The organism is Ahrensia sp. R2A130 (assembly GCF_000179775.1).
GTDB lineage: Bacteria > Pseudomonadota > Alphaproteobacteria > Rhizobiales > Rhizobiaceae > Pseudahrensia.
Genome location: NZ_AEEB01000001.1, coordinates 1 through 24,005 on the forward strand (window position 1 = coordinate 1; position 24,005 = coordinate 24,005).

Here is a 24,005-nt window from a genome sequence, read left to right on the forward strand (position 1 = left end):
CCTGCTGACACAGTTTCTCCAACGGTTACCTTGGCTACCGGCGCCGCAATTGTTAATGGGCCCTATGTTGTTACATATACATTTTCAGAACAGGTATCCGGATTTGATAATTTAAATGACATTCGAGTTGTGAATGGAACAAGCAGTCCGCCAGTTGCTGGCGTTGGAAATTCATTTACGTCCGTCATCACACCTGCGAACACCGGTTCTGTAGTGGTTCAGGTTTCCGCCAACACGGTTACTGATAACGCGTCAAACGGAAATATTGCATCATCTGAACTGACGACTTCCTTCATAGCCAGGGGAACCGTGACCTTGGTTGTCAATTCTGCCGGTACAGACACGAGTGTGAATTTTGTTTCCGCGACAACTAGCTTGAACTTAAATGTCGTAACCAGAGCGGAGACCGGACTGACAGTAATCAATGATGTTGACGCAGGTCAGCATTCCATCACTCAAACTGATTTGTCCGAAAATGGTATTGGTACCCAAGCTATCACGTGCGACGATCCAAACGCAGTTGTTAATCTCAGCACTAGAACAGTTCAGTTTAATTTGCCCGACGGTGGACACCTGATCTGCACGTTCGACCTGCTGGAAACCCGCGATACAACGGGTAAGATTATCAGTAACTTTCTGGGCGCACGTAACGGACTCATTCTGTCTCATCAACCAAGCCGTTCGCGCCGCATTGACCGCTTACGAGGTGGAGACGGCGGTCCGTCAACCGGCACTGTGTCAGCTTTTGGGTTCAACGTAACAAATCCAGTTCCGTTTGATGCCGCCTTAAATGGGAATGTTATTTCTTATTCGACAAGCTTCAATCGTCTTCAAAAAATGCATCATGCATTCAACCGTCTGGATGATGCCTTTTATAAAACCAGCAAATGGGATTTTTGGGCGGAGGGGCAATTTGCTTTTTCTGACGCGGCTGCAGAAAGCGGGGAATTTGCGATTGCTCACTTTGGATTGGATTATCTCCTATCACCGCAAGCGCTTGTTGGGTTCTCGTTTCAATATGACCAAACGAAATTCAAAGATGATGTAGCGCAAGTGAATGGCCAAGGATGGATGATCGGTCCATACGGCACAATTAAACTCGGACAGAATTTTCATTTTGATGCCCGTGCGGCATGGGGACAATCCCGAAACGACATCAACCCATTTGGAACCTACACAGACACCTTCGATACAAGCCGCTGGCTGATCAGCGCTGCTTTAATAGGGGACTTTGAAGTTGGGTATTGGAACATCACACCAGGTCTGGAGCTTAGCTATATTAGTGAAACTCAAGAAGCGTATTCCGACAGCTTAAATATAGGCATTCCCGAGCGCACAGTTTCGCAGGGAGAAGTGCGCATTGGACCAAAGTTCTCCCGCAACTTTGAGTTTAGCGAAGACAAAACCATTTCTGTTTTTGGAAGCTTCGAAGGAGTGAGTGCTTTTGGTGATGGCGGCCAGTTCACAAACGGGTCAATTGCGGCAGAAACTCTGGGCATTACCGGGTCTACGAGATTAGGCTTCGATATCACCTCAACCGGGGGCGCGAAAATCTCTTTATCAGGCGGGTTGGGTGGCATTGGATCCAACGCAAATATCTATTCTGGAGCAGTCAAACTATCCATTCCCTTGCAATAATGCCCGTAGAATTTAGTCCTTCCGCACACAATGACGATTTCAACAGAATGAGCTGTAACTCTGACGGTGGACCACCTCCATGGGGCAGGGCAGCTGTTGAGCGCGGATAGCCCGAAGACTTGCGTTGGGTCACCCGGAAGCAGTCACCCAACTTGCGTTTATAGATGTCATCCCTGGGCTGGATTTTTATGAACTTTCAAACGCACAGATCGCGCAGGATTACTTCTATTTCTCATTCTTGACGCAGGACCATCCGTTGCCAGAAACCCTGATCGCGGTAGACGCCGTTGGTTTCGTACGGCTGATCCTGTTGGGGCTGTCCAACAAGGTCGTGCAGTACGATGACTTGGCTTTGGAGGCATACTTAACCTGCAACCAAACGCCCGAAGCTATTGCGGCCAAGTGCGAGTGTTTCCGCGCAGGTTTCCACGTTGACCGGAAGCACGATCAAATAGATTGACCTGACGGCAGAAAGATACAGTGTCGGACGCTCGTTATGTGGGGAGATGAGGGTGTCGTAGGGCGTCATTTTTATGTCGAGCGCATCTGGCGGGGTTGGTGCGGCCTGCCTCATTTCTCGCCCATGCCATCGGGTCATTTTATTCCGGAGGAAGCCCCCAACGACGCATTCACGGCGCTGATCGTTTTTTCAGCATTCCAGCGTGACATAGCCTCAGATGGCAAACGTAGCGACCTGCACCCAGCTACCAGCTTGATGGAAACCGACTCCAGCTTGGTAGAATGGTAACCCGAGTTCTGTTCCGGATGTCAGTGGCATGAAGATAGGAGCAGTCGCTTCTCATCCAACAACGCCTCTTGGCTGATTTTTCTTGCGTCCGTGTGTGAAGCTGGGACGCCGACAATAGAGATGCGCCTTTTCGCGCGTCTTTGCGACAAGGGGGATGAGGCTGCGGCGGAACAGGCCATCACAAACCAGTCCCGGTAATGCGCCTGCAGCGAGCCCAAGAAATAAGCGTCGAGGGTGCTCCGTCAGACTAAATGACAGTCGCCACGTCGCAGAACCCGACTGCCGAATAAGGGAACTCAGCCGAACCACAAACCGTATCGCTTGCGTCTCTGCGCGTAAGCGTCAACTAATCGCTTATGCGTATTGCTCTTCTCAACGCGTGGGGTGGACGGCCACACGACCGAGTGCTGGCATTTCTGCCGGAACTTGCACCCGATGTTCTGTGTCTGGAAGAGGTGGTTCACACGCCGAACGCTCCCGCAGCGGTGATGGACTATCGTGATCCAAAGATTGGTACGATACTCCCTCAACGGGCACGTATGTTTGATGAAATCTGCGAAGCCCTTCCGGGCCACCGCGCCACGTTCTGTCCTGCCGCACGAGGTGATTTGTGGCATGGTGAGCATGCATACCCATCCGAATGGGGATTGGCGACTTTTGTTCGTCGAGAACTAACTGTGATCGGGCAGGTGCAGGACTTCGCCCATGGAGGGTTCGGTGCGCATGGTTATGGTGACCACCCCCGATCTCGCTCAGCGCATGTAGTCCGTCTCTACGACTTCGTGGCGGACCAGCCAGTCACAATTGCTCATCTACATGGGTTGCGCGATCTCGCGGGCAAGGACGACACACCAGAACGCGCGGCGCAGGCACATTGTTTTGCCGATCTGATTGATGTGGTGCACCGGGAAGGAGAGCGTTTGGTGGTGTGCGGCGATCTCAATGTGTGCCCGGACAGCGAAACGCTTAGGATTTTGCAGTCAAGACTTGGCCTGACCGAACTCGTAACGTCACGGGGTTTCGAGACCACGCGTACGGCTCTTTACCTGAAACCGGAGCGGTTCGCGGACTACATGTTTGTAAACGATGCAGTGACCGTTGCTGCGTTCGATGTTTTAACTCAGCCGGAAGTTTCAGACCACGCAACTCTCGTGCTCGAACTTTCATAGATGCGTTTCAGGCAATCGGCTTCACCACATGTGGCCTACTGGAGCACGCGTATCGCAATGGCCGCACTTGGAATTACCGGTACATATAACTCCAACCCTCTATTCAGCTTCGAAGCTGTCGGGATCAAACGGGACATCTGCACGCTCACGCTCGCTCATTTGCTGGATGGCAGGGTGAGACAATGGATCTCTGCGCCAATTGGCTTCTTGGTCCAGCGTCCGCCGACTTTGATCTGCCGTAGCGGTTAGCGCTTTAAGAAGGGAGGTGAGGCACTGTCTCATGTTCCAAGCCTTGCCCGAAACAGGCGGGTTGTGAATCGACTTCGGAACTTACGTCCTTTAGAAAAACTAAATGCACGATCTCAATGCTATACCACTTTCAGCGTTGCGAACCATCGAAGCCATCGCTCGCACCGGCACCCTGGCACGTGCGGCGGATGAACTGGGCGTTACTGCTGGTGCGCTAAGTCAAAGGTTGGCCAAGGCAGAAGGCGCGTTAGGCCGGGCTATGTTCTTCAGAACATCTGCCGGTTTAAAACCGACGGGGGTTTGCGCGGAAATTCTTCCCCGCTTGACACATGCAATTGCTGACCTGTCGGGAATCGTTTCAGAAATACGCGCGATTGACGGAGCCGTGCTTACTGTCTCCGTCGCACCAATCTTTGCAAGTCGCTGGCTCATTTGGCGCATTCAGCGTTTTAACGAGCTAAACCCGGCAATCAGCATAAGGGTTGTTCCCACAATCGAAGTGGTCAACTTGGAGAGATCCGAAGTTGATATCGGCATTCGGGTCGGCGAGGACTCCGCGCTCGGCGTCGGCGCGATCAAACTACTCGATCAACGTGTTTTTCCGGTTTGCTCGCCCAGTCTTGCAAGGCGCATTAGTTCACCCGCAGACCTAACCAGATTGCCCATCATTCGTGAGAACGAAAATCTTTATGGCTGGGACGCTTGGTTTTCAGAACGAGGGGTACCGACACCAGAACTACGAGCGGGACCAACCTATGCAGATGCCTCGCTTTGCCTGGATGCAGCCATCACTGGCCAAGGCATATTCATGGCATGGGAAACACTTGCATGCGATGCACTGGAACGTGGACTGGTTGTGTCTCCGTTTCGCCAACGAACATTGACGGGCGCAACGTATTGGTTTGCGAGCACGCAAAACTCAGCGCGAAAACCAAATGTCCTGAAATTCAGGCTGTGGCTTGAAGAGGAGCTCGGATGCTCTGTCAGACATTGGCAGAACATGGAAAAAACGGAGGATTGAAGGTTCTCGAAGGTGTAACTGTCGCCGCTGCACGGTCAGTGCTGCCAAAAGCGTCTGCTACCAAAACCTGAGAACGCCGGAGCAATATTCCACCTATGAACGGGCGTTTTATAACGTTGGGGCCGGAGTAAAACTCCGCCACTGATAGGCTCTCTGTTTGATCGGAGGGATTGGTGAAGAGCGTGGGTTTGTATGGTCGAGTACGCCATGCCATTTTGATTTACGGTATGAGCCGACGTGAAGCTGCCGGTTTGTTTGGTGTTGCTCGTCGGACTGTCGATAAGATGCTGCTGTTTTCGATACCGCCAGGTTATCGTCGTTTCAAGCCGGTGAAGCGACCGACGCTGGATCCGTTTGTCGGGATCACCGACGCGATCCTGGAAACTGATAAGACCGTTCCCCGGAAGCAGAAGCATACGTCGAAACGGGTGTTCGAACGGCTGCGTGACGAGCATGGATATGCTGGTGGCATCACCATCGTGAAGGACTATACCCTCCCCGTTTTTGACCAGCAACTTCATGGTTACCTAGCCGCGGTTCGCCAGCTTTGACGATTTGAATACCTATCTGTGGGAACAATGCCGCAAGCGAATGGCGGACAAATTGCGGGGCCATAAAGGCACGATTGGCGAACGGTTTACCGCTGACGCTGCCGCGCTTCAGCCTTTGCCTGCCGTTCCCTACGATGCTTGTGACAAACAAATGGTTCGGGTCAGTTCGCTGTCTCTGGTTCGCTACCGCAGCAACGATTATTCCGTTCCCACCCAATACGGCCATCAACCGGTTATGGTGCGTGGCTACGTTCATGAAGTGGTGACTGCCCGCGGGACGGAGATGATCGCCCGTCATCCACGATCATGGGAGAAAAAGGATTACGTCTTCGATCCATTCCCTTGGGTTCCGCGCAGGGCAAGAGCAGTGCATTATCTGGCGCTGATAGAGCAGAAGATTAGCGCATTGGATCGGGCGGCACCGCTGGCTGATTGGGAACTGCCTGAAGCGTTCATCACCCTGCGCCGATTGATGGAAGCTCGCATGGCAAGCCCGGCAAGCGGGAGTTTGTCCAAGTGTTACGTCTGCTGGAGACCTTCTCCATGATCGATGTCGAAGCCGGGATCGTATCTGCTCTGGAACGAGGAATGATTGGCCTTGATGCCGTCAAACATCTGGTGCTGTGCCGGATTGAACGCCGTCCACCCCGGCTGGACATGATAGTCTATCCCTACCTGCCCAAAGCCTATGTCGCCGCGACATCTGCTGGTGATTACATGGCGCTGCTATCCGGTGGGCGATCATGGCGGGGACATGAACAAGACGCCACAGCTTTTCTGCCGGCCAATCACCTTAAATCCCTCAGGTTGCCAACCTTCCTGAGAGAGCACGATAAAGTTGCCAAGCAATGTGCGGCTGAAGGTATCGATCATTCCCGCTATCTGTTGCGACTGGCGGAACTGGAACTGATCGACAGTGAACGGCGGATGGTGGATGGTGAAATGGCGGATTAAGGCCGCCAAATTCCCAACAATCAAAAGCATCGATAGCTTCGACTTCAAAGACATGCCGTTCCTGAGCAAGGTGCTGTTGATGGAATTGGCACGCTGCGATTACGTCACTGTCCGCGAGAACATCATTGCTGTCGGTAACAGCGGAACCGGCAAGACACATATCGCACTCGGGCTTTGGATTGACCGCTTGCAAAAAGGACCTGCCGGTCGGCTTCGTCACCGCATCGGTATTGGTGGGTTATTAGTCCGGCGTTGACGAATCCGCAGTGGCGTCGAATTCGTCGGCGAACCGTTCGATGCCATTCCCGCAGAAGGGGTTAAGCCTTTCACGGGCGTATAGTCGGCACCATCGAACCGGTGAGACTGTTCGTACCGGTCTCGCGCGAACTCATCGGACTGTTCGCGGACGAAGGTTCGCACGACGTCGTTGAGGGCCTCCCGGACAGGGTTCGTCGTGTCGTCCATTGGCGAGCTCCATAGGTCGTCCAGCAATACATCGAGACCCCGCGCGATGCGTTCGGCGTCTGCTCTTGGAATATCGCCCAGCGCGACGAAAATGTCCCGCGTGCCGTAGGAGGACTGGTTAACGGTCGGAACGCGCCGTCGATACACGTTGCGGTTTCCACGTCGGATCAGGTGCCGGACGCTCACGACGGATCTCGCCCGTGCACCTGAGGTTCCTTCGAATTCGCTCTAGATGAAGCGTGCTCAGGTTCGAATCCATGAATGCGGACGCGATTGTGGAATCGTATGTGGACCGAAGAGCAACGCCCAGTGTTTCCGGGGACATAGAGCGGCGGAAAACGCTGCAATTCAGGGGATAGGAGAGGGGAAGTGGCTGGGGAACCTGGAGGGGAAGCCAATATCCAAGTCAGAAGAAAGTGTATCTTTTTCAATGGCTTGGTTAAAATTCGCCACGTCGAATCCCGTACGGTGTTACGTCTTTGTGTGACACACGTGTATCACAGAACGGTTCCTGCTCGCGAGTGCATTTCGGCAACCATCTGTTTTGTGGATGGATGCGAGATAATTTGACGAAGTGTCCTTTCGGATTGAATATGCAGGTGCGTGACGCGGTCTGCCCGATCGTGCGCGCTGGACGTGACGAGCAAACTATTCGGCGGCCTGTTTTGGCAGGGTCGTCGATAACTGAGCGTAGGCAGGTGAGGCCTACGCGTGAGATCATAGACGCGCTCCAAATCGCTTTTCCCTTGTAGCCACTCGGCTCCGGCCGAGGACCAGCGAACTTGCGCGTAGGAGCTTACCCGATGCAGGACTCATTCGACAATAAAGATACCTCGAAACCTAACGCTGTGGACGCGCCCAGCGATGAAGGGAAGTTAGTATTACTAACTTCCCAAGCATCATCCGGCGTTCAGCAGAGCGCGGCACCGTATGATGCCAAGACCCGTCCCAGCGGATCGAAGGCACTGGTGCCCTATGAACCGCATTATCTTTCATCACCGTTTTTTTCGCCCCCGCACAAGGCGATACAGCCGGTAATTTATGCCTTCAACCAACTTCGCGAAGTTGAACATTACGCCGAGATCGGAACGCGAGAGGCAACCTATCTCGCTTTGGCCGCAGCTTATAGGGTGTACTTTCCGTACCTAGAAGAACCGGCTGCATGGACCGCGTTTATGAGACGGGTCGGTATCAGCATTCGAGGGCAGTCTTGGTACGCGTGCACGGCTCTCATCTCATACCTCTATCCAGACGAGACGTCCGCGGGAGGTAAATCCAAACGAAGCGAATGGGCTGCTGTCCTGGACGCCGTGGCAGCAAAAGGTGTCTTGCCCGATGGTTTTTGTGAGTTCGTGAAGAACGGTGGCGGCGTCCAGCGCATAGCCAGAGCCCACCGAGGATCGATGGCCGGATCTACTCACTCAGGCGTGGCCCCACTTGAACCCTCAGAACTCGCCATGTTCGTCGCGGATGTCGGAACCCCTTTGCTTTTGGAAGAGGGCAGGGAAGAGCGATCGTTCAGTGGACTCGTTTCCGCGGTCCTGCACATCTCGGATGACGGCGATCACCGATTGGTCGCGCAATTGGCAATAAGCCACGACAAACTGATCAAGGACCTCGCAAAAACCGATGAATTCAAAGACTGGCGGAGCCGGTCGACGAGAAACGCATGCGCGGAATGACACAACGCGCCTGGTACGCCTGTCGAACTCTGACTGGCGGACCAGAACCTTTAAGTTGCACAAAGCATTTTCTCGCCTGTCCGACACCGGAACCGCACTTCTAGACGCAACGCGATCCGCCAATGAGATGACGTTGCATCCTATCCGTTACTCGATTTGAACATGCAGGCTGAAACAGTTGGAATTACAAGCAGTTGGTAAGCGTGCAAGGAGTGTTATTGCCGATAAAATGCGCTTCATCCTCCAAGAAATCCCTATTTCGAGAGAAGCTCTTCAAGGGTGCCAAGTCACGGTCGAAAATGGTTTGCATCCTATCCGTTACCGATTGCATCCTAAGTGTTACTTTTTGAGGTAGTAACGGGTCCGTTGGCCAGTTTGGCGGCGCTGGCGTCCGTTCAGAAGTCTCGTCAAAGTCGCACGTTTCGATCGGTTCGATCGGTGACTGCGCATCAGAAATTTTTGTGCGTCGTGGATGGCGCCGGTCTTATCTCGGTCCAGGTTGGGATAGGAAAGTGAGCGGTGCAGATGACAGAATTCGGCGACGTAGTCCGCTTCATGCGCTTGGCGCAGTCGACTAATAACCCGCGTAACCGTCAAGCTAAGCGTATGACAAGCCGTCGAGCGTTCTATCTCGCTGGCTGCCGATAGTGACCGTACGATCAGAAGTTCGAGCGCATGGTTGGCACTAAACGAAGTCTATTATGCTTTTGATCGGAGGCTATCATGTTTTCAGTCCAGTCAAATGGCCCCTATCCGTTACCCAATTTTGACAACACCCTGTAATGGCTACTTAATCTCAACACATGTGGCATTTCTACCGTGTTGCGAACACATTTGGCAGGGTCGTTTGGTACCTCGACATGTCCGCCGCCGTGATTCCTCGAAAATGGGAAAAAACGGCCATGGCCCCTATGTGTTACTTTTTGGGGCAGTAACGGGTCCGTTGGCAAAAGTTTGGTTTTTTCGGCGAGCGAAAGTCGGGCTTCGTGGGCAGAATCCCTAGGGACCGATAACGCTCGTAATTGAGGTCGCTGATTCCTCAGGCTCTATGGCGAAATCTGCGTTCTCCGTAGTCTTGTACAACACGACGTGCCAGCATGGACCCGAACTACGTCAATGCCTACGCGCCATCGTTGGCCGAAATCGCACCGGACGTCGTGCTGCCCGATCTGCATTATCCAGCGCTGAGCAATGAGGCTTTCGCCGAAGGCCGACGCATCGGCACAACGTCCTTTCCGACGTTCCTGCTTAAGACCGACCGCTGCAGCGAGGCGCTGCCGATGATCTACGATCCCGACGAACGGGTTCGACTGGCAGTTAGCGTACTAAGCGCTCTTGGTGTCATGCATTTGCAAGCACACCTCTCATACCCGTTTATGACTCTGTGGTCTGCTGGCGATATGGACTCAACCTATAATCTGATGGCGTTGCGATAGCCAAACATAGGCAAAATAGCATCAGCAAGAGCTGTGCGACGATGTCGGTGCGTCATTCAGGCCGTGGTGGTGATCACCCCATTCTTCCACTTCCCCTAAATTTCGAAAACCGATTGCCACGGTTTGTCGGAAGGTCAGAACCTGTTCTTTCAAGAGACCGCAGCCAGATTGCAGCAGGGTCATCCACCACCATCGTTGAGATCACTTAAAACCTCGACCGGTGCCGTCCATTGTAACAGGACGACACAGCCGTCATCGGACCAGACGCGGTGGACCGAGCCTTTCGGATTGATCACCAGATCGCCCGTCCGGTAGGTGCCGTTTTCGTCGGATTGCGAGCCGGACAGTACGAAGATCGTTTCCATATCCGTATGACGGTGAAGCGGCACACGGGCGCCAGGTTCGTATTTGAGAAGCGCTAGTTCGGGCTTCCCCGTCACTATACGGTGTATGGTGACACCGGGGCGGAAGGGTTCGAAGGGAAGGCTTTCCCAAACTTCACCAGCGAGCGAGACGATTGTCGCGAGCTGTGCATTCGATGCAACCGTCATCTTATGACCTCCATGAGTTCGCCGCTCGATGTCGCCCAACCTCCGATCGCGCCTTGCGCGGTCAGCATGTCGATGGTGGCTTGTTTGAAGGCGGGAAAATAGCTCTCCGTTGCATCGGTGACGAGCAGGCATTCGAAGCCGCGATCGTTGGCCTCGCGGATGGTGGACTGCACGCAGACCTCCGTCGTCACGCCCGCCACGACCAGTTGGGTGATGCGGTGCGCGACCAGTTCATCGCCCAGCGGGGTTGCGTGGAACGCGCCCTTGCCAGGCTTGTCGATCATGGTTTCGCCCGCTATGGGCGCTAGCGCATCGACGATGCCCGCGCCGTGCTCGCCCGCAATCAACAGTCGGCCCATCGGACCATCGTCGCCGATGCGCAAGGGCGGATCGCCGCGGTTACGTTTGGCTTTCGGGCAATCCGTCAGATCGGGACGGTGGCACTCGCGCGTGTGGATGACCGGCAAGCCTTGCTGACGGAACAGGGCTAGAAGGTCGGCGATCACCGGAATGATGGCCTGCAACGGGCGCACATCATTGCCGAGGCTTTCGCCGAAACCGCCCGGTTCCACAAAGTCCCGCTGCATGTCGATGACCAACAATGCGGCCTCGTCCACGCGCAGCGGAAACGGGAAGGGGAGGGCGGGTACGGACACCATCACGCATGCCCTGCCATGTGCCGGCTCACGCTATCGAGATCGACCGTGGCGGCAGAGCTTTCATAGGCGATGCGCCCGTCCGACATGACGAGCACGCGGTCCGACAGTTCCAGAATCTCGTCAAGGTCTTCGCTGATAAGCAGGACGGCGGTACCCGCATTTCGCGCGTCCACGATGCGCGCGCGAATGTCTGCCACGGCCGAGAAATCGAGCCCGAAACAGGGGTTCGCGACCACGAGCAGACCAATCGTCTCGCTCAACTCCCGCGCGAGCACCGCGCGCTGCACATTGCCGCCCGATAGCGACGCGATAGGTGCATTGAGTGACGCCGTCTTGACGTTGAAGTCGCGCACTAGCTGCGCTGCCTCGCGCGTCATGGCGCGACCGTCGAGCCAAATCGAACCGGATCCCGCGTCGAAATTGCGGAACGCCAGATTTTCGCGCACGCTCATGCGACCGGCGCAGGCGTTTTGCAACGGCTCTTCGGGGATGAAACGCACTTTCAGATCATGCGCCTGTTGCCGCGTGGCTGCGAAGCGTTCGCCGTTGACGTGAATGTCGCCGCCATGAAGCGGGCGCTGGCCGGTCAGCATTTCCATCAGTTCCATCTGCCCGTTGCCGGACACGCCCGCGATGCCGACGATCTCGCCTGCTCGCACATCGAGCGTGTCGATTGCGATGGTCTTGATGCCGGAGCGGTCGTCGGCCTCGGCACCGCGCACCGCCAGCACGATTTCGCCGTCAAGATTTTGCCGGTCAGCTGATCCGGCGAGTGTCTTTTCGCCGATCATCAAGGCGGCCATCTTGTCGGTCGACAGGTCCGCAACAGCCCCGCCGCCGACATGGCGGCCAGCGCGCAGGATCGACACGTCATCGGCAAATGCGGTGATCTCGCGAAATTTGTGCGAGATCATCAGGCAGGTCAGGCCCGTATCGTCCACCAGACCGCGCACCATGCCCAGCAGTTCGTCCGCCTCCTGCGGCGTCAGCACGGAGGTGGGTTCGTCCAGAATGAGAAAGCGCCGACCGAGATAGAGCTGCTTGAGCAATTCCAGCTTCTGCTTTTCGCCTGCCGCCAAACGGCCGACCCGTTGGTCGAGTGCTACGGAAAACGGCATGCGCTCCATGAAGGTGGCCAGCCGTTCGTTCTCGGCACGCCAGTCGATGATGTCTGACGTTGATTGCCGCGCGATCACCAGATTTTCAGCAGCCGTCAGCGACGGCACCAGCGTGAAATGTTGATAGACCATGCCCAGCCCATGCGTGTGGGCCTGTTTGGGGTTGTCGATGACGACCTGCTGGCCGCTCACCATCATCTCGCCTGCGGTGGGCCGGTAGAACCCCATCATGCATTTGACGAGGGTGGATTTGCCCGCACCGTTCTCGCCCAGCAGCGCGTGGAATGTACCGGGCCGCACATGGATCGACACGTCGTCCAGCGCGGTGAAATCGCCGAAGCGTTTCGTCATGTGTAGCGTTTCGACGCCGATAGGGCCGTCGTCACTCGTGAAGGTGTCGGACCTCATGGCGCAAGCGCCTTCAGCACCGCGCGGCTGTCCGAGACGGCACCGAACACGCCGCCCTGCATCTTGATCATCTTTACAGCGGCCTCGTGGTTGCCACGGTCGGTCGCGCCGCAGCAATCCTCCAGCATCACGCATTCGAAGCCGCGGTCGTTCGCCTCGCGCATGGTGGTGTGGACGCAGACATCTGTGGTGATGCCGGCGAGGATAAGGTTGTCGATGCCGCGCGTGCGTAGGATCAGTTCCAGATCGGTGGCGTAGAAGCTGCCCTTGCCGGGCTTGTCGATGATCGGTTCACCGGGCAGCGGGGCCAGTTCCTCGATGATGTTCCAGCCCGGCTCGCCGCGCACCAATATCTTGCCGCAGGGGCCGGGGTCGCCGATGCCCGCGCCGATCTGCTGCGAGCGCCAGCGCTTGTTGGCGGGCAGGTCGGCAAGGTCTTCGCGGTGCCCTTCGCGGGTGTGCATGATGTGGAAGCCCTGCGCGCGCATGGTGTCCAGCACGGTGCGGATGGGTTCGATGGGCGCGCGGGTGAGCGACAGGTCGTAGCCCATGGCATCGACGTAACCGCCCTTGCCGCAAAAGTCGGTCTGCATGTCGATGATGACGAGCGCGGTGTTGGCCGGGCGCAGATCGCCGTTCCATGGCCAAGCGTAAGGGTCGGCGGCGATGGTGGCGCTCATTCGGCGGCCTCCGGCACCGCGATATGCGGTTCGGCCGCCGTGCCCATTTCGCCGTAGCGTCGTTGTGGTGTGGGAAAGCCGCAGGACGTGCCGTCGCGCACCTTCACGTTGTCCGCCCATGGCAATTCGTAACGCCCGGCCACCATGTCGTGCATGTAGGTGTAGGGGCAATCCTGCGCACCGCCCGCCACAGCGGTGAAGCCGCGATGGCCGAACTGGTAGATGTTGTTTTCCACGCCCCAATTCGCCCGCGCCTCGCGTACGAGATCGGGGCGCACCTCTGCCGAGATAATTTCGTCTGCGCGGCCCGTCGTGCCGTGGGCGATGATGGTGCCGTCGAAGTTGACGATCATGCCTTCACCCATGGAATCGAAGGAGTCGTCGGACCCACACATGCAAACATTCGCCGTGACCATGAGATTGCAGAAGGCGTTGGACTGGTTGGTGAAGCGCCAGCTGTTGCGGATCGGCGCGGTGTAGCCCGCCGTGCGGATCATGATCTCGGCACCCTTATAGGCGCATTCACGCGCCATTTCTGGAAACATGCCGTCATGGCAGATGATGAGCGACAGCTTGCAGCCGTTCGGGCCTTCGATGACGGGAATACCGGCGTCGCCCGGCTCCCACGGTTCCACCGGCACCCATGGGTGCAGCTTGCGGTAGTTCAGCTTTACCTCGCCCCGGTCGTCGATGATGAGGCCGGTGTTGTAGGGATAGCCAATGGGGTTGAACTCCATGATGGAGAAGCAGCCCCATATTTTGTGGTCGATGCAGGCCTGTTTGAAGGCTGCGACTTCGGGCCCGTCCAACCGGCACATGATGTCTGGATTCGTGTTCATCGACAGGCCATGCAGCGCGTATTCGGGAAAGACTACGAGGTCCATCGTGTCGAGATTGCGTCGCGCCTTGCCCACCATCTCCACGATGCGCGTGGTCTGCCGCGCCAGATCGTCGGGCGTTTCGACCACGGGCAGTTGCAGCTGCACCATGCCGAGCACCACCCCGTTGGGGGATTTGTTCAAGCCACCAAGTCCATTCATGACCGTCTCCTATTTGGTGATGCTCAACTCGCCCGGTGCGCCTTCCAGCGCGCGGGTGGTCGAACTGGTTGCGATGAGAATGATGAGCGTGAGCACGTAGGGTGCGGCGTAGGACAGGTAGTAGCCCGATGTGACGCCGACCGATTGCAAGGCGGGGCCGAGCGCGCCAGCTGCCCCGAACAAGAGTGCTGCCCAGATGCAGTTGATCGGGTTCCACCGCGCGAAGATGACGAGCGCCACGGCCATCAGCCCCTGACCTGAGGAAATTCCTTCCGTCCAGCTGCCGGGATAGTAGAGCGACAGGTAGGCCCCCGCGACACCGGCCAGCGCACCGCCTGCTGCCGTCGACAGCAACCGCACGCGGTTCGCATCGATACCCATGGCGCGTGCGGCATCCGAACTGTCGCCGACCACGCGGATGGTAAGGCCCGTGCGGGTAGACCGGAACATCCACGCGATGACGAAGGCGAGCGCGATGCCGATGATGAACAGCACGTTGACGCGCAAGGCCGCTTCCAGCTGCGGTATATCGCTCCAGAAGCCAAGCGGGATCGAAGGCAGATCGGGTGCGGAGGGCTGGATGTAGGGCTTGCCGAAAAAGAAGGCGAGGCCGATGCCGAACAACATAAGCGCGATGCCGACCGCGATGTCGTTGACGCGCGGCAGCTTGCAGATCCAGCCGTGCACCAACCCGAACGCCGTTCCGGCAAGCGCCGCGCCCGCAACGCCGATCCAAGCCGAGCCGCTTTCGTAGGCGACCGCGTAACCGGCCATCGCGCCGAAAACCAACGTGCCTTCGAGCCCCAGGTTGATACGACCCGACCGCTCGGTGATGCATTCGCCAAGACTGACCAAGATGAAGGGTGTGGACACGCGGATCGCGCCGCCCAGCATGGCGATGGGCACAGCCCAGAGACCGAGATCATCCGCGCTCATCATACGGCTTCCGTTTTGGGCTGGAAGATCGCGAAACGACCGATCAGCGTCTCGCTCATCAAGATGATGATGAAGACCAACCCTTGCAGAACCAGCATGGTCGCGTCCGGCAGGTCCATGCGCCGCTGCACCAGTCCGCTGGACGCTTCGATACCGGCGAGAAGGATGGCGACGGGAATGATGGCCAGCATATTGTGGCGCGCGAGAAACGCGATGAGGATGCCGGTATAGCCGTAACCCGCAGCAAGTGATGCGTTAGCCGAGCCGTGAACAGCGGCGACCTCGATCATGCCGGCCAGCCCCGCAAATGCTCCCGCCAGCGCGCAGAAGCCGACCATCAACCGGCCCACCGGCAGGCCCTGAATGCGCGCGGCACGTGTGTTGCCGCCGACGATGCGTGCGGCGAAACCGAAGGTGGTCTTTTCAATGAGGATGTATGAGACGATGCAGGCCAGAATGCCCACCGCCAGCCCCCAATGCACGTCGAGGCTGGGCAGATTACCGATGCGGTAGGCCTCGTCCACGGGCGCTGTGGACGGCTTGTTCAGGCTTGCGGGATCGCGCAGCGGGCCTTCGATGAAATGGTTCATCAGCGCGATGGCGATATAGGCGAGCAACAGGCTTGATATGGTTTCGTTGACGCCGCGCGCATGGCGCAGATAGCCGATGAGGCCGATCCAGATTCCGCCCATGGCCATCGCCGCCAGTGCCATGCCAACCATGCCGAGCGCGCCCGGGAGGCCCGTTGCAAAAATGGCGAACGCCCCCGCCGCGACGCCGCCGAGAACGATAGCACCTTCACCACCGATCACGATGAGGCCCAGCCGCGAGGGAATTGCCACGCAAAGTGCTGCCAACAACAGCGGTGCTGTGCGCGACAGCGTGTTCTCCCACGAGAACTGCGTGCCGAAACCCGCACGCCAAACAAGCTGGAAGAACTCCACCGGCGATTTGCCGAGGAACAGCAGGAAGACGGAGAACAGCACAAATGCAGCCAGCAGCGCGCCGGTCGGCACGAGCACGGCCTCCGCCTTCCTGTTGGACAGGAAGCCGCGCAGACCACCGGCTTGCAATGTGCCCGTCGCGATGGTCCGCTGCCTTGCCGAAACGCTCATGAACGAATCGCCCGCGCTGCGCCTAGGAGGTGGATCCGAGAACACCTTCCACGAGATAGTCCATCTTCTCCAGCGCGACATCGGTTTCGGCAAAGCCTGTACCGGCGACAGCGATCTCTTTGCCCGTATTGTCTTTCAACGGGCCCTTGATGACGGAGAAATCGCCTTTCATGATCTCGGCCTTGGTGGCCTCGAACTGCTTGCGCGCTTGGTCTGTGACAGCAGGTCCGAGTGGGCTCATCTTCACGAAGCCATCGGCCAGCCCACCGCGCACGAAATTCGGCACGCTTTCACCGGCTTTGATCTTGGCGACCATGTCGGGGAAGACGCTGGCCCAGTTCCACTCCGCGCCCGTCAGATATTTCTGCGGCGCCAGCAGTGACTGGTCCACATGATAGCCACACACGAAGGCATCGCGGTTGGAGGCGGTTTCCACCACGACCTTGGGCGCATCCACATGGCACGTCACCACATCGACGCCCTGATCGAGCAGGGCGTTGGTCGCTTCCGCCTCCTTGACCGCAAGCGACCATTCACCGGTGAAGATGACCTGGCAGGTGATTTCGGGATCGACGGAGCGTGCGCCCAGCAGGAAAGAGTTGATGTTCAGCAGTACTTGCGGAATAGGTTTGGCGGCGACAAAGCCGATCTTTTTGGTCTTCGTCGCGTGGCCTGCAGCAACGCCGTTGAGATATTGGCCCGTGCCGATATAGCCGAACTGGCTGCCCACATTGGTGGGGTGTTCGCCTTCCACCCACAGCCCGCCCGTATGCTGAAAGCGCACATCCGGAAATTTTGGCGCGGTCTCGATCACATGCGGATTGAAATAGCCGAACGATGTGGCGAACACCATTTGCGCGCCATCCAGATTGACCATGGAGGCCATGGACTTCTGCACATCCACGGCTTCTGGCACGTTTTCTTCTTCGATGACGGTCACGCCATCCATCGCCTTCACGGCAGCCGCCCCTTCGGCATGGGCCTGGTTGTAGCCGAAATCGTCCTTCGGGCCGACATAGATGAAGCCGACCGTCATGTCGGCGGCATGGGCTGCCGTGCTCAACAGTCCCGGCATGGCGGCCAGGCCTGCCAGACCGGCGGCGCCCTTCAAAATCGTACGGCGGGTGGTGTGTTTCACATCGGTCATGGCGGTTTCCTATAGTTCAGCGCGGGAGGTGCGGTGGTAGAAAGGGAATGCGCGATGGAAAATGCCTGCTGGCAGTGATGCTGTCTTCTGTTCAATTTGCACAGATGTGCTGCATTTTTTGCAGCGCTATTGTGGTAGATTTCAGGACTGCCCTTCGAGCGCTTCGGTGAGCTGTTGCAGAAACTTCGCGGATGCCACCGGCAGGGTGCGGCCCTTCATCTGGCCGAGCAGCAACTGCCCGACCGGCACATCCTTTTTGGAAACCGGGCGATGCACCATATCGGCCTGCCGCTCGCTGTCGAGACCGATGGGGATCTGAAAGCCGATGGCGTGTTCCTGGGTGATGTAATGGCGGATGAGATCGAAGGACTCGGTTTCTACAGCCGCGTTTAGCGCCTCGCCGATCGTCGCTGCACCGATCTCCAGCAGATGACGCACACCATAGGCCTTGGTGGGCAGGATCAATTTGTGTCGCAGACATTCACGCAGGCGAAGGTCCGTTCGATCTGCCAGCGGATCGTCAGCCCGCATGACGGCATGAACTGCTTGTGCCGTTGCGCAGATGACTTCGAATTCGGCCATGTGGATCGGCTCGAAAACGAGGGCGAGATCGCTGCTGAAGGACGCAAGATCCTGTTCCGCCTGCACGCGATCGCGCACATTCACCGCGAATGTCACGCCTGGATGTTCTTTGCGGTAGAGCGCGATCTGGTGAGACAGGAAATAGGGGATTGTCGCCTGCGAGCAGGCTATGGAGACGTGGCCCCGCCGTTCTCCCGATAAGTCCGCCACCCGTGACTGCACCCGCTGCATGTCCGTGCGCTGGTTTCTGATATGCGCCATCAGAAGTTCGCCGGCCGGGTTGAGGCGCATCCCTCGCGGAAGCCGTTCGAAGATGGGCCAGCCAAATTCGTCCTCGAAGTTCTGGATCCGCCTGTTGAGCGCAGACGCGGTGAGGCTGGCATCCTCCGCCGCCTTGCGGATCGACCCGGCACGCACGACGGCTTCGATGAGTTCGAACGTCTTCAGGTGCCTCATCACGCAAGGCCTCTCGATATCGATGCAAAAAACGCACCGATCATGTGAATTTATAGCAATAGATGTCAACGCAGATAGAGCGCAGGCTTTTGCAAGAGCTGCATTTTCGCGGCACGTTTCAGGGAAAGGGTTCACCAATGGCCGATCACTCTTCACGACGCGATTTTCTTAAAATGGGTGCAGCCGGTGCATCCATTCTGCCGTTTTTGCGCTCCATGCCGGCTGCGGCCCAGGGTGCGGACACGCTGGTTGTCGTCATCGGCCAAACCATCAATTCGCTCGATCTTCACCGCACGGGCACCAGCCGCGCCGCTTATCAAGTGGGGATCAACTGCTACGACCGCCTGTTGTCCTTCGGCACGAAGGAAGCGCCCGGCGGCGGCCTGTCCTATGACTACACGACCATCGTTCCCGAGCTTGCCGAAAGCTGGACGGAGTCCGATGACCGCATGACGCTTACGTTCAAGCTCAAACCCAATGCGACCTTCTGGGACGGGCGCAAGGTCACCGCAGAGGATGTGAAGTGGTCCTTCGACCGCGCCGTCTCCGTGGGCGGTTTTCCCAGTGTCCAGATGAAGGCCGGTGGGCTGGAACGCCCCGAGCAGTTCATCGCGGTCGATGAGGAGACATTCGTCATCAAGCTGGACCGTGCGTCGAAGCTGACGATCCCCGATCTGGCGGTGCCGGTGCCGTTCGTCATTAACGCTGCCGAGGTTAAGGCGAACGCTGCCGAAGACGATCCGTGGGGTCTCGAATATCTGCACACCACGCCTGCGGGTTCCGGTGCCTATAAGGTCGCGCGGTGGACGCCGGGCGAGCAGCTCGTCTACGAGCGCAACGACGACTGGGTGGGCGGCCCCCTGCCTGCCATCAAGCGTGTGGTCGTTCGTGAAGTGCCCAGCCCCGCCACGAGACGAGCGCTGGTGGAGCGCGGCGACGTGCAGATGGCATTCGGCATTCCCGACAAGGATGCAGCCGAACTTGCCGACAAGATCGACGTCTTCTCCACGCCGGTGGAGAACTGCATTCATTGCCTGTGCCCCAACAATTCCTTCGAGCCGTTTCAGGACCCGGATGTGCGCAAGGCCATCGCCTACGCCATTCCCTATGAGGACATCTTCCAGACGGCAGCCTATGGCCGTGGCGTGCCGCTATGGGGTGGCAGCGAGCAGATCGACGACATAGCCTGGCCACGCAAGACGCAGTATTTCACCGATCTCGATAAGGCCCGTGAGCATATGGCAAAGTCGAAATATGCCGATGGCTTCGAGGTACCGCTGTCGATCAGCCTCGACCTTGCATCGTGGATGGAGCCGACGGCGCTGCTCGTGCAGGAGGCGCTCGGCAAGATCGGCATCACCGTGGAAATCGAGAAGATCCCCGGCGCCAACTGGCGCACCGCAGTGCTGGTGGAGAAGCGCTTGCCGCTTCATCTGGAGAATTTCGGCGGCTGGCTCAACACGCCGGACTACTACTTCTTCTGGGCCTATCAGGACGGGCACCTGTTCAACTCCTCCAACTATCGCAACGAGGAGGTCGAGGAGCTGGTGAACGCCACGTTGCACATGCCGATGGACGATCCCGAATACGCGCCGAAGATCAAACGCATGTTCGAAATCGTTCTCGAAGACCTGCCGCGCATCCCGCTCTATCAGCCGGCCCTCAACGTGGCGGCCAATGGTGTGGAAGGCTACGAGTTCTGGTTCCACCGACAGCTGGACGTTCGCCCGCTGAAGGCCGTGTAGACCTTGCTGTCCAAGTCACCAAAGCTGCGCGCAGTGTTGTTTCGCTGCGCGCAATCCATTCCGGTGGTCATCGGCGTGGTCATCATCAGCTTTCTGCTGACGCGGGCCTTGCCCGGTGATCCTGCCGTCTATTTCGCAGGCGTGGCCGCCGATGAAGCGTCGATCGAACAGACCCGCATCGAGATGGGCCTCGACAAACCGCTGGTGCAGCAATTCTTCGTTTATGTAGGCGATCTTCTGCGCGGTGATCTTGGACAGTCTCTGTCAAGCGGACAAGCGGTGGCGACCGATCTGGCGAACCGTCTGCCTGCCTCGCTGGAACTGACGTTGACCGCTCTCATCCTCGCCTGTGCGATTGCCATACCGCTGGGTATCCTGGCCGCGACCCGGCCCGGCACATGGGTCGATCATCTGTGCCGTGTCGTGGTGACGGCGGGGGTGTCACTGCCGACATTCTTCACCGGCATCCTGCTGATCTACATTTTCTACTACCTGCTGGGCATAGCGCCATCGCCGCTGGGGCGGCTCGATTTCATCTATCTCGACCCGGACCACGTCACGGGCTTCTACCTCATCGACGCAGCCTTGATGGGCGATTGGGAAACGTGGCGCGGGGCCGCCAAGCAATTGATGCTGCCGGCCATCACGCTGGCCCTGTTCACCCTGGCCCCGATCGCGCGCATGACACGGGCCTCGATGTTGACCGCCCTGTCGTCGGATTTCATCCGCACCGCGCGGGCGGCGGGACTGTCCAGCCGCAAGGTTCTTTACGGATACGCTCTGCGAAATGCCTTGCTGCCCGTGGTCACCACGCTCGGCATGGTCTTCTCCTTCGCACTGGGTGCCAACGTGCTGGTGGAGAAGGTGTTCGCATGGCCCGGCATCGGTTCCTATGCGGTGGAAGCGCTGGTGGTCTCCGACTATGCAGCCGTGCAGGGTTTCGTTCTTGCAATGGCACTGCTGTTCGTCGCACTGAATCTCGTCATCGATCTGCTTTACGCGGTCATCGACCCGCGCATTGGGTTCACGGCGCAATGAGCGATGTGAGCGCCGATCACGTCGGGACGGGTGCGCCGCGTCTGCCGACCGAGAACGCACCCGCCATTGCGTTGGCACCTGTCGAACCCATTGCCACCGAAGGGCCGCAGCAGACGTCGGGCACGTTCGATCACCTCATCTATGTCTTGAAGGCCAACCCGGTCACGCTGTTCGCCTTCATCATGTTCGGCCTGCTGATCGTGTCAGCTGTGTTCGGCCCGTCTCTCGTTCCCTACGATCCGCTGCAAACCAACGCGGCCAACGCACTTCAACCGCCGTCATGGGCGCACTGGTTCGGCACCGACAACGTGGGACGCGACGTGTTCAGCCGCGTGATCGTCGCCACCAGGCTGGACCTGTCGATCTCGGTCGCGGCGGTGGCACTGTCCTTCGTCGTAGGCTCTGCGCTCGGCGGGATCGCCGGTTATTGGGGCGGTTGGATCGACAGCGTGCTCAACCGTTTTCTCGACACGATCATGGCCTTCCCGCTTTTCGTGCTGGCCATGGGCATCGTGGCTGCGCTCGGCAACACGATCGAGAACATCATCTACGCCACCGCCATCATCAACATGCCCTTCTACGCACGCCTCGTGCGGGCGGAGGTGAACATCCGCCGCGATGCGGGCTTTGCACGGGCTGCAAAACTTGCGGGCAATTCCGACCTGCGGGTGCTGGCATTCCACATCTTTCCCAACGCGCTGCCACCGATGATGGTGCAGGTCTCGCTCAATCTGGGTTGGGCGATCCTGAATGCTGCCGGCCTGTCCTTCATCGGGCTGGGCGTGCGGCCGCCAACACCTGAATGGGGCATCATGGTTGCGGAGGGTGCGAATTTCATCGTGTCGGGCGAATGGTGGCTGGCGGTTTTTCCGGGCCTGTGGCTGATGATCGCCGTCTTCACTTTCAACCTGCTGGGTGACGGGCTGCGCGACATCGTCGACCCCCGCAAACGGACCTGACCGCGATGTTGAGCGTGAAGGATCTTGCCGTGTCGTTTCAGACCCGCAGGGGCGCGGTGGATGCCGTGCGCGGCGTCAGCTTCGATGTGGCGAAGGGTGAAATTCTGGGCGTCGTCGGCGAAAGTGGTTCAGGCAAATCCGTTACCTCCTATGCGTTGATGCGCATTCTCGACGCCGGTGGCACAATAACGGCGGGAGACGCGGTCTACTCTGGCATCGATCTGCGCCGCGCGAGCGAACGCGACATGCGCGATGTCCGCGGGCGCGAAATTTCTATGATCTTCCAGAACCCGCGCGCCGCGCTCAACCCGATCCGCAAGGTGGGGCAGCAGATCGAGGACGTGTTGCGCCACCACGCGACGGCCACACGATACGATGCTCGCGCCAAGGCCATCGCCGCCTTGGAGGCCGTGCGGATCAACGATGCCGAAGCGCGCTACGATGCCTATCCGTTCGAGCTGTCCGGCGGCATGTGCCAGCGCATCGTCTGCGCCATCGCGCTCGCCTGCGACCCTCGGCTTCTGATCGCGGACGAACCCACCACGGGCCTCGACATCACCACCCAGAAAGCGGTGATGGATCTGGTCCGCGACCTCATCCGCGAACGCAATATGAGCAGCATTCTCATCACCCATGATCTGGGCTTGGCCGCGCAATATTGCGACCGGATGATCGTGATGAAGGACGGTGTCATCGTCGAGCAAGGCGCGCCGGACGCTATCTTCGCCGATCCCCAGCACCCCTACAGCCGCAAGCTGGTCGACGCGACGCCGCGGATTGGCGAAAGCATCCGCAACCTGTTGCCGGTCGAGGACCGCACCGAAGAAACGCAGGCGGTGGTGAGCGACGAGGTTCTTGTCGATGTGCGCGATCTGAAGAAGACATATCAGGGCAAATCCGGACTGGTGCACGCGCTCAAGGGCGTCTCCTTTAAAGTGCGGAAGGGCGAGAGCGTCGGGCTGGTCGGCGAGAGCGGTTGCGGCAAGTCCACCACGTCGGAAATTCTTGTGCGCCTGATGGATGCAACCGCGGGCGAAATCATCTTCGACGGCACCGATATCGCAGCTGTGCCCGCGCGCGACTTTTCCAGAGACCCGCGCAGAAGCGACATTCAGATGGTGTTCCAGGATGCCACCGACAGCCTGAACCCACGCCACACCGCGCGTCAGACTATAGCCGAACCCTTGCGTCGGTTGGGCAAAGTTTCGAGAGCCAAGCTTGCTGCCCGTATCGAGGAACTGGCGTCGCTGGTCGGTCTGCCTGCTGCGCTGTTGGACCGCTTTCCCCACCAGCTATCGGGCGGGCAGAAGGCGCGTGTCGGCATCGCGCGCGCCATCGCGCTGGAGCCGAAATTCCTGATCCTCGATGAGCCGACGGCGGCTCTCGACGTGTCTATTCAAGCGGTGGTGCTGAACCTGCTGGTCGACCTGCGCGCAAAGCTCGGCATGACCTATCTCTTCGTCAGCCACGATCTTTACGTCGTGCGTCTGCTGTGCAGCCACGTCATCGTCATGAAGGATGGTGAGATCGTGGAGCAGGGCCCCACGGAAGAGGTCATGACGAACCCTGCAAGCGACTACACGCGCAATCTGTTGGCGGCTGCACCTCAGCCGCCGGCCCGTCGTCTCCCCGCTGCCTGACACATCCCCGACCCCCGC

Annotated in this window: 20 protein-coding genes and 2 pseudogenes; 12 read left to right on the top strand and 10 right to left on the bottom strand. The window is 58.3% G+C overall.

Features of this window, described 5'->3' with window-relative positions:
- The 6 genes and pseudogenes from R2A130_RS00005 to R2A130_RS18625 form a co-directional block, all read left to right on the top strand.
- On the top strand, nucleotides 1-1,638 hold a 1,638-nt coding region (locus tag R2A130_RS00005; RefSeq protein ID WP_009462605.1), incomplete at its 5' end, for an autotransporter domain-containing protein.
- A gap of 124 nt (nucleotides 1,639-1,762) precedes the next feature.
- Nucleotides 1,763-2,098 (top strand): hypothetical protein, encoded by a 336-nt coding sequence (locus R2A130_RS00010; RefSeq protein ID WP_009462607.1) that lies wholly within the window; start codon nucleotides 1,763-1,765, stop codon nucleotides 2,096-2,098.
- A 644-nt stretch (nucleotides 2,099-2,742) separates the two neighbouring features.
- The gene (locus R2A130_RS00020; RefSeq protein ID WP_040304286.1) at nucleotides 2,743-3,555 is read left to right on the top strand and encodes an endonuclease/exonuclease/phosphatase family protein; all 813 of its coding nucleotides are present in this window, start codon (nucleotides 2,743-2,745) and stop codon (nucleotides 3,553-3,555) included.
- 352 nt (nucleotides 3,556-3,907) lie between these two features.
- Nucleotides 3,908-4,825, top strand: coding sequence for a LysR substrate-binding domain-containing protein (locus R2A130_RS00025; RefSeq protein WP_009462615.1), 918 nt, complete (start codon nucleotides 3,908-3,910; stop codon nucleotides 4,823-4,825).
- Nucleotides 4,826-5,052: 227 nt separating this feature from the next.
- Nucleotides 5,053-6,105: pseudogene (locus R2A130_RS17915) on the top strand (IS21 family transposase); the annotation flags it as partial.
- Nucleotides 6,094-6,566 (top strand): annotated as a pseudogene (locus R2A130_RS18625) (ATP-binding protein); the annotation flags it as partial. The pseudogenes R2A130_RS17915 and R2A130_RS18625, both read left to right, overlap by 12 nt.
- Here R2A130_RS18625 and R2A130_RS18315 read toward each other — a convergent pair.
- Nucleotides 6,547-6,942, bottom strand: a complete 396-nt coding sequence (locus R2A130_RS18315) for a hypothetical protein (protein WP_009462627.1) — start codon at nucleotides 6,940-6,942, stop codon at nucleotides 6,547-6,549. The pseudogene R2A130_RS18625 and the gene R2A130_RS18315 overlap by 20 nt on opposite strands.
- A gap of 656 nt (nucleotides 6,943-7,598) precedes the next feature.
- On the opposite strand from R2A130_RS18315, the gene R2A130_RS00040 reads away from it, so the two are divergent.
- Both R2A130_RS00040 and R2A130_RS00045 read left to right on the top strand, forming a co-directional pair.
- A complete protein-coding gene (locus tag R2A130_RS00040; RefSeq protein WP_009462629.1) occupies nucleotides 7,599-8,477 on the top strand; it encodes a hypothetical protein in 879 nt (292 codons plus the stop codon).
- 1,097 nt (nucleotides 8,478-9,574) lie between these two features.
- Complete coding sequence (locus R2A130_RS00045; RefSeq protein WP_009462631.1) at nucleotides 9,575-9,913, top strand: hypothetical protein; 339 nt, start codon at nucleotides 9,575-9,577, stop codon at nucleotides 9,911-9,913.
- A 179-nt stretch (nucleotides 9,914-10,092) separates the two neighbouring features.
- Here R2A130_RS00045 and R2A130_RS00050 read toward each other — a convergent pair whose 3' ends face one another.
- The 9 genes from R2A130_RS00050 to R2A130_RS00090 form a co-directional block, all read right to left on the bottom strand.
- Entirely contained in the window at nucleotides 10,093-10,464 is a 372-nt protein-coding gene (locus R2A130_RS00050; RefSeq protein WP_009462635.1) for a cupin domain-containing protein, read from the bottom strand.
- Nucleotides 10,461-11,123 carry a cysteine hydrolase family protein gene (locus tag R2A130_RS00055; protein ID WP_009462637.1) on the bottom strand — a complete coding sequence of 221 codons (663 nt, stop codon included), beginning with the start codon at nucleotides 11,121-11,123 and terminating at the stop codon, nucleotides 10,461-10,463. Before R2A130_RS00055 ends, R2A130_RS00050 begins: the two co-directional genes overlap by 4 nt.
- Nucleotides 11,123-12,649 (bottom strand): ABC transporter ATP-binding protein, encoded by a 1,527-nt coding sequence (locus R2A130_RS00060; protein WP_009462639.1) that lies wholly within the window; start codon nucleotides 12,647-12,649, stop codon nucleotides 11,123-11,125. The genes R2A130_RS00055 and R2A130_RS00060 overlap by 1 nt, the downstream gene beginning before the upstream one ends.
- Complete coding sequence (locus R2A130_RS00065; RefSeq protein ID WP_009462641.1) at nucleotides 12,646-13,329, bottom strand: cysteine hydrolase family protein; 684 nt, start codon at nucleotides 13,327-13,329, stop codon at nucleotides 12,646-12,648. The genes R2A130_RS00060 and R2A130_RS00065 overlap by 4 nt, the downstream gene beginning before the upstream one ends.
- Nucleotides 13,326-14,369, bottom strand: coding sequence for a formamidase (locus R2A130_RS00070; protein ID WP_009462643.1), 1,044 nt, complete (start codon nucleotides 14,367-14,369; stop codon nucleotides 13,326-13,328). The genes R2A130_RS00065 and R2A130_RS00070 overlap by 4 nt, the downstream gene beginning before the upstream one ends.
- A gap of 9 nt (nucleotides 14,370-14,378) precedes the next feature.
- Nucleotides 14,379-15,305 carry an ABC transporter permease gene (locus tag R2A130_RS00075; RefSeq protein ID WP_040304292.1) on the bottom strand — a complete coding sequence of 309 codons (927 nt, stop codon included), beginning with the start codon at nucleotides 15,303-15,305 and terminating at the stop codon, nucleotides 14,379-14,381.
- Nucleotides 15,305-16,420 carry an ABC transporter permease gene (locus tag R2A130_RS00080; protein WP_009462647.1) on the bottom strand — a complete coding sequence of 372 codons (1,116 nt, stop codon included), beginning with the start codon at nucleotides 16,418-16,420 and terminating at the stop codon, nucleotides 15,305-15,307. The genes R2A130_RS00075 and R2A130_RS00080 overlap by 1 nt, the downstream gene beginning before the upstream one ends.
- 22 nt (nucleotides 16,421-16,442) lie before the next feature.
- Entirely contained in the window at nucleotides 16,443-17,567 is a 1,125-nt protein-coding gene (locus R2A130_RS00085; RefSeq protein WP_009462649.1) for a BMP family ABC transporter substrate-binding protein, read from the bottom strand.
- A 141-nt stretch (nucleotides 17,568-17,708) separates the two neighbouring features.
- On the bottom strand, nucleotides 17,709-18,605 hold the full coding sequence (locus R2A130_RS00090; RefSeq protein WP_009462651.1) for a LysR family transcriptional regulator: 897 nt from the start codon (nucleotides 18,603-18,605) through the stop codon (nucleotides 17,709-17,711).
- A 137-nt stretch (nucleotides 18,606-18,742) separates the two neighbouring features.
- Here R2A130_RS00090 and R2A130_RS00095 point away from each other — a divergent pair, with 137 nt between their 5' ends.
- The 4 genes from R2A130_RS00095 (at nucleotide 18,743) to R2A130_RS00110 (ending at nucleotide 23,987) form a co-directional block, all read left to right on the top strand.
- Entirely contained in the window at nucleotides 18,743-20,350 is a 1,608-nt protein-coding gene (locus R2A130_RS00095; protein ID WP_009462653.1) for an ABC transporter substrate-binding protein, read from the top strand.
- Between the two features lie 3 nt (nucleotides 20,351-20,353).
- Complete coding sequence (locus tag R2A130_RS00100; RefSeq protein ID WP_009462655.1) at nucleotides 20,354-21,388, top strand: ABC transporter permease; 1,035 nt, start codon at nucleotides 20,354-20,356, stop codon at nucleotides 21,386-21,388.
- Between the two features lie 71 nt (nucleotides 21,389-21,459).
- Nucleotides 21,460-22,347 carry an ABC transporter permease gene (locus R2A130_RS00105; RefSeq protein ID WP_371179346.1) on the top strand — a complete coding sequence of 296 codons (888 nt, stop codon included), beginning with the start codon at nucleotides 21,460-21,462 and terminating at the stop codon, nucleotides 22,345-22,347.
- Between the two features lie 5 nt (nucleotides 22,348-22,352).
- Nucleotides 22,353-23,987 (top strand): ABC transporter ATP-binding protein, encoded by a 1,635-nt coding sequence (locus R2A130_RS00110; RefSeq protein ID WP_009462659.1) that lies wholly within the window; start codon nucleotides 22,353-22,355, stop codon nucleotides 23,985-23,987.
- Nucleotides 23,988-24,005: the final 18 nt, after the last annotated feature.

Excerpts from the sequence above, each read along its gene's own strand:
- R2A130_RS00060 (WP_009462639.1), bottom strand. The coding sequence starts at position 12,649 with ATGAGGTCCGACACCTTCACGAGTGACGACGGCCCTATCGGCGTCGAA.
- R2A130_RS00025 (WP_009462615.1), top strand. The coding sequence starts at position 3,908 with ATGCACGATCTCAATGCTATACCACTTTCAGCGTTGCGAACCATCGAA.
- R2A130_RS00045 (WP_009462631.1), top strand. The coding sequence starts at position 9,575 with ATGGACCCGAACTACGTCAATGCCTACGCGCCATCGTTGGCCGAAATC.
- R2A130_RS00080 (WP_009462647.1), bottom strand. The coding sequence starts at position 16,420 with ATGAGCGTTTCGGCAAGGCAGCGGACCATCGCGACGGGCACATTGCAA.
- R2A130_RS00090 (WP_009462651.1), bottom strand. The coding sequence starts at position 18,605 with ATGAGGCACCTGAAGACGTTCGAACTCATCGAAGCCGTCGTGCGTGCC.
- R2A130_RS00075 (WP_040304292.1), bottom strand. The coding sequence starts at position 15,305 with ATGAGCGCGGATGATCTCGGTCTCTGGGCTGTGCCCATCGCCATGCTG.
- R2A130_RS00070 (WP_009462643.1), bottom strand. The coding sequence starts at position 14,369 with ATGAATGGACTTGGTGGCTTGAACAAATCCCCCAACGGGGTGGTGCTC.
- R2A130_RS00040 (WP_009462629.1), top strand. The coding sequence starts at position 7,599 with ATGCAGGACTCATTCGACAATAAAGATACCTCGAAACCTAACGCTGTG.
- R2A130_RS00055 (WP_009462637.1), bottom strand. The coding sequence starts at position 11,123 with ATGGTGTCCGTACCCGCCCTCCCCTTCCCGTTTCCGCTGCGCGTGGAC.
- R2A130_RS00085 (WP_009462649.1), bottom strand. The coding sequence starts at position 17,567 with ATGACCGATGTGAAACACACCACCCGCCGTACGATTTTGAAGGGCGCC.
- R2A130_RS00050 (WP_009462635.1), bottom strand. The coding sequence starts at position 10,464 with ATGACGGTTGCATCGAATGCACAGCTCGCGACAATCGTCTCGCTCGCT.
- R2A130_RS00095 (WP_009462653.1), top strand. The coding sequence starts at position 18,743 with ATGGCCGATCACTCTTCACGACGCGATTTTCTTAAAATGGGTGCAGCC.
- R2A130_RS00065 (WP_009462641.1), bottom strand. The coding sequence starts at position 13,329 with ATGAGCGCCACCATCGCCGCCGACCCTTACGCTTGGCCATGGAACGGC.
- R2A130_RS00020 (WP_040304286.1), top strand. The coding sequence starts at position 2,743 with ATGCGTATTGCTCTTCTCAACGCGTGGGGTGGACGGCCACACGACCGA.
- R2A130_RS00110 (WP_009462659.1), top strand. The coding sequence starts at position 22,353 with ATGTTGAGCGTGAAGGATCTTGCCGTGTCGTTTCAGACCCGCAGGGGC.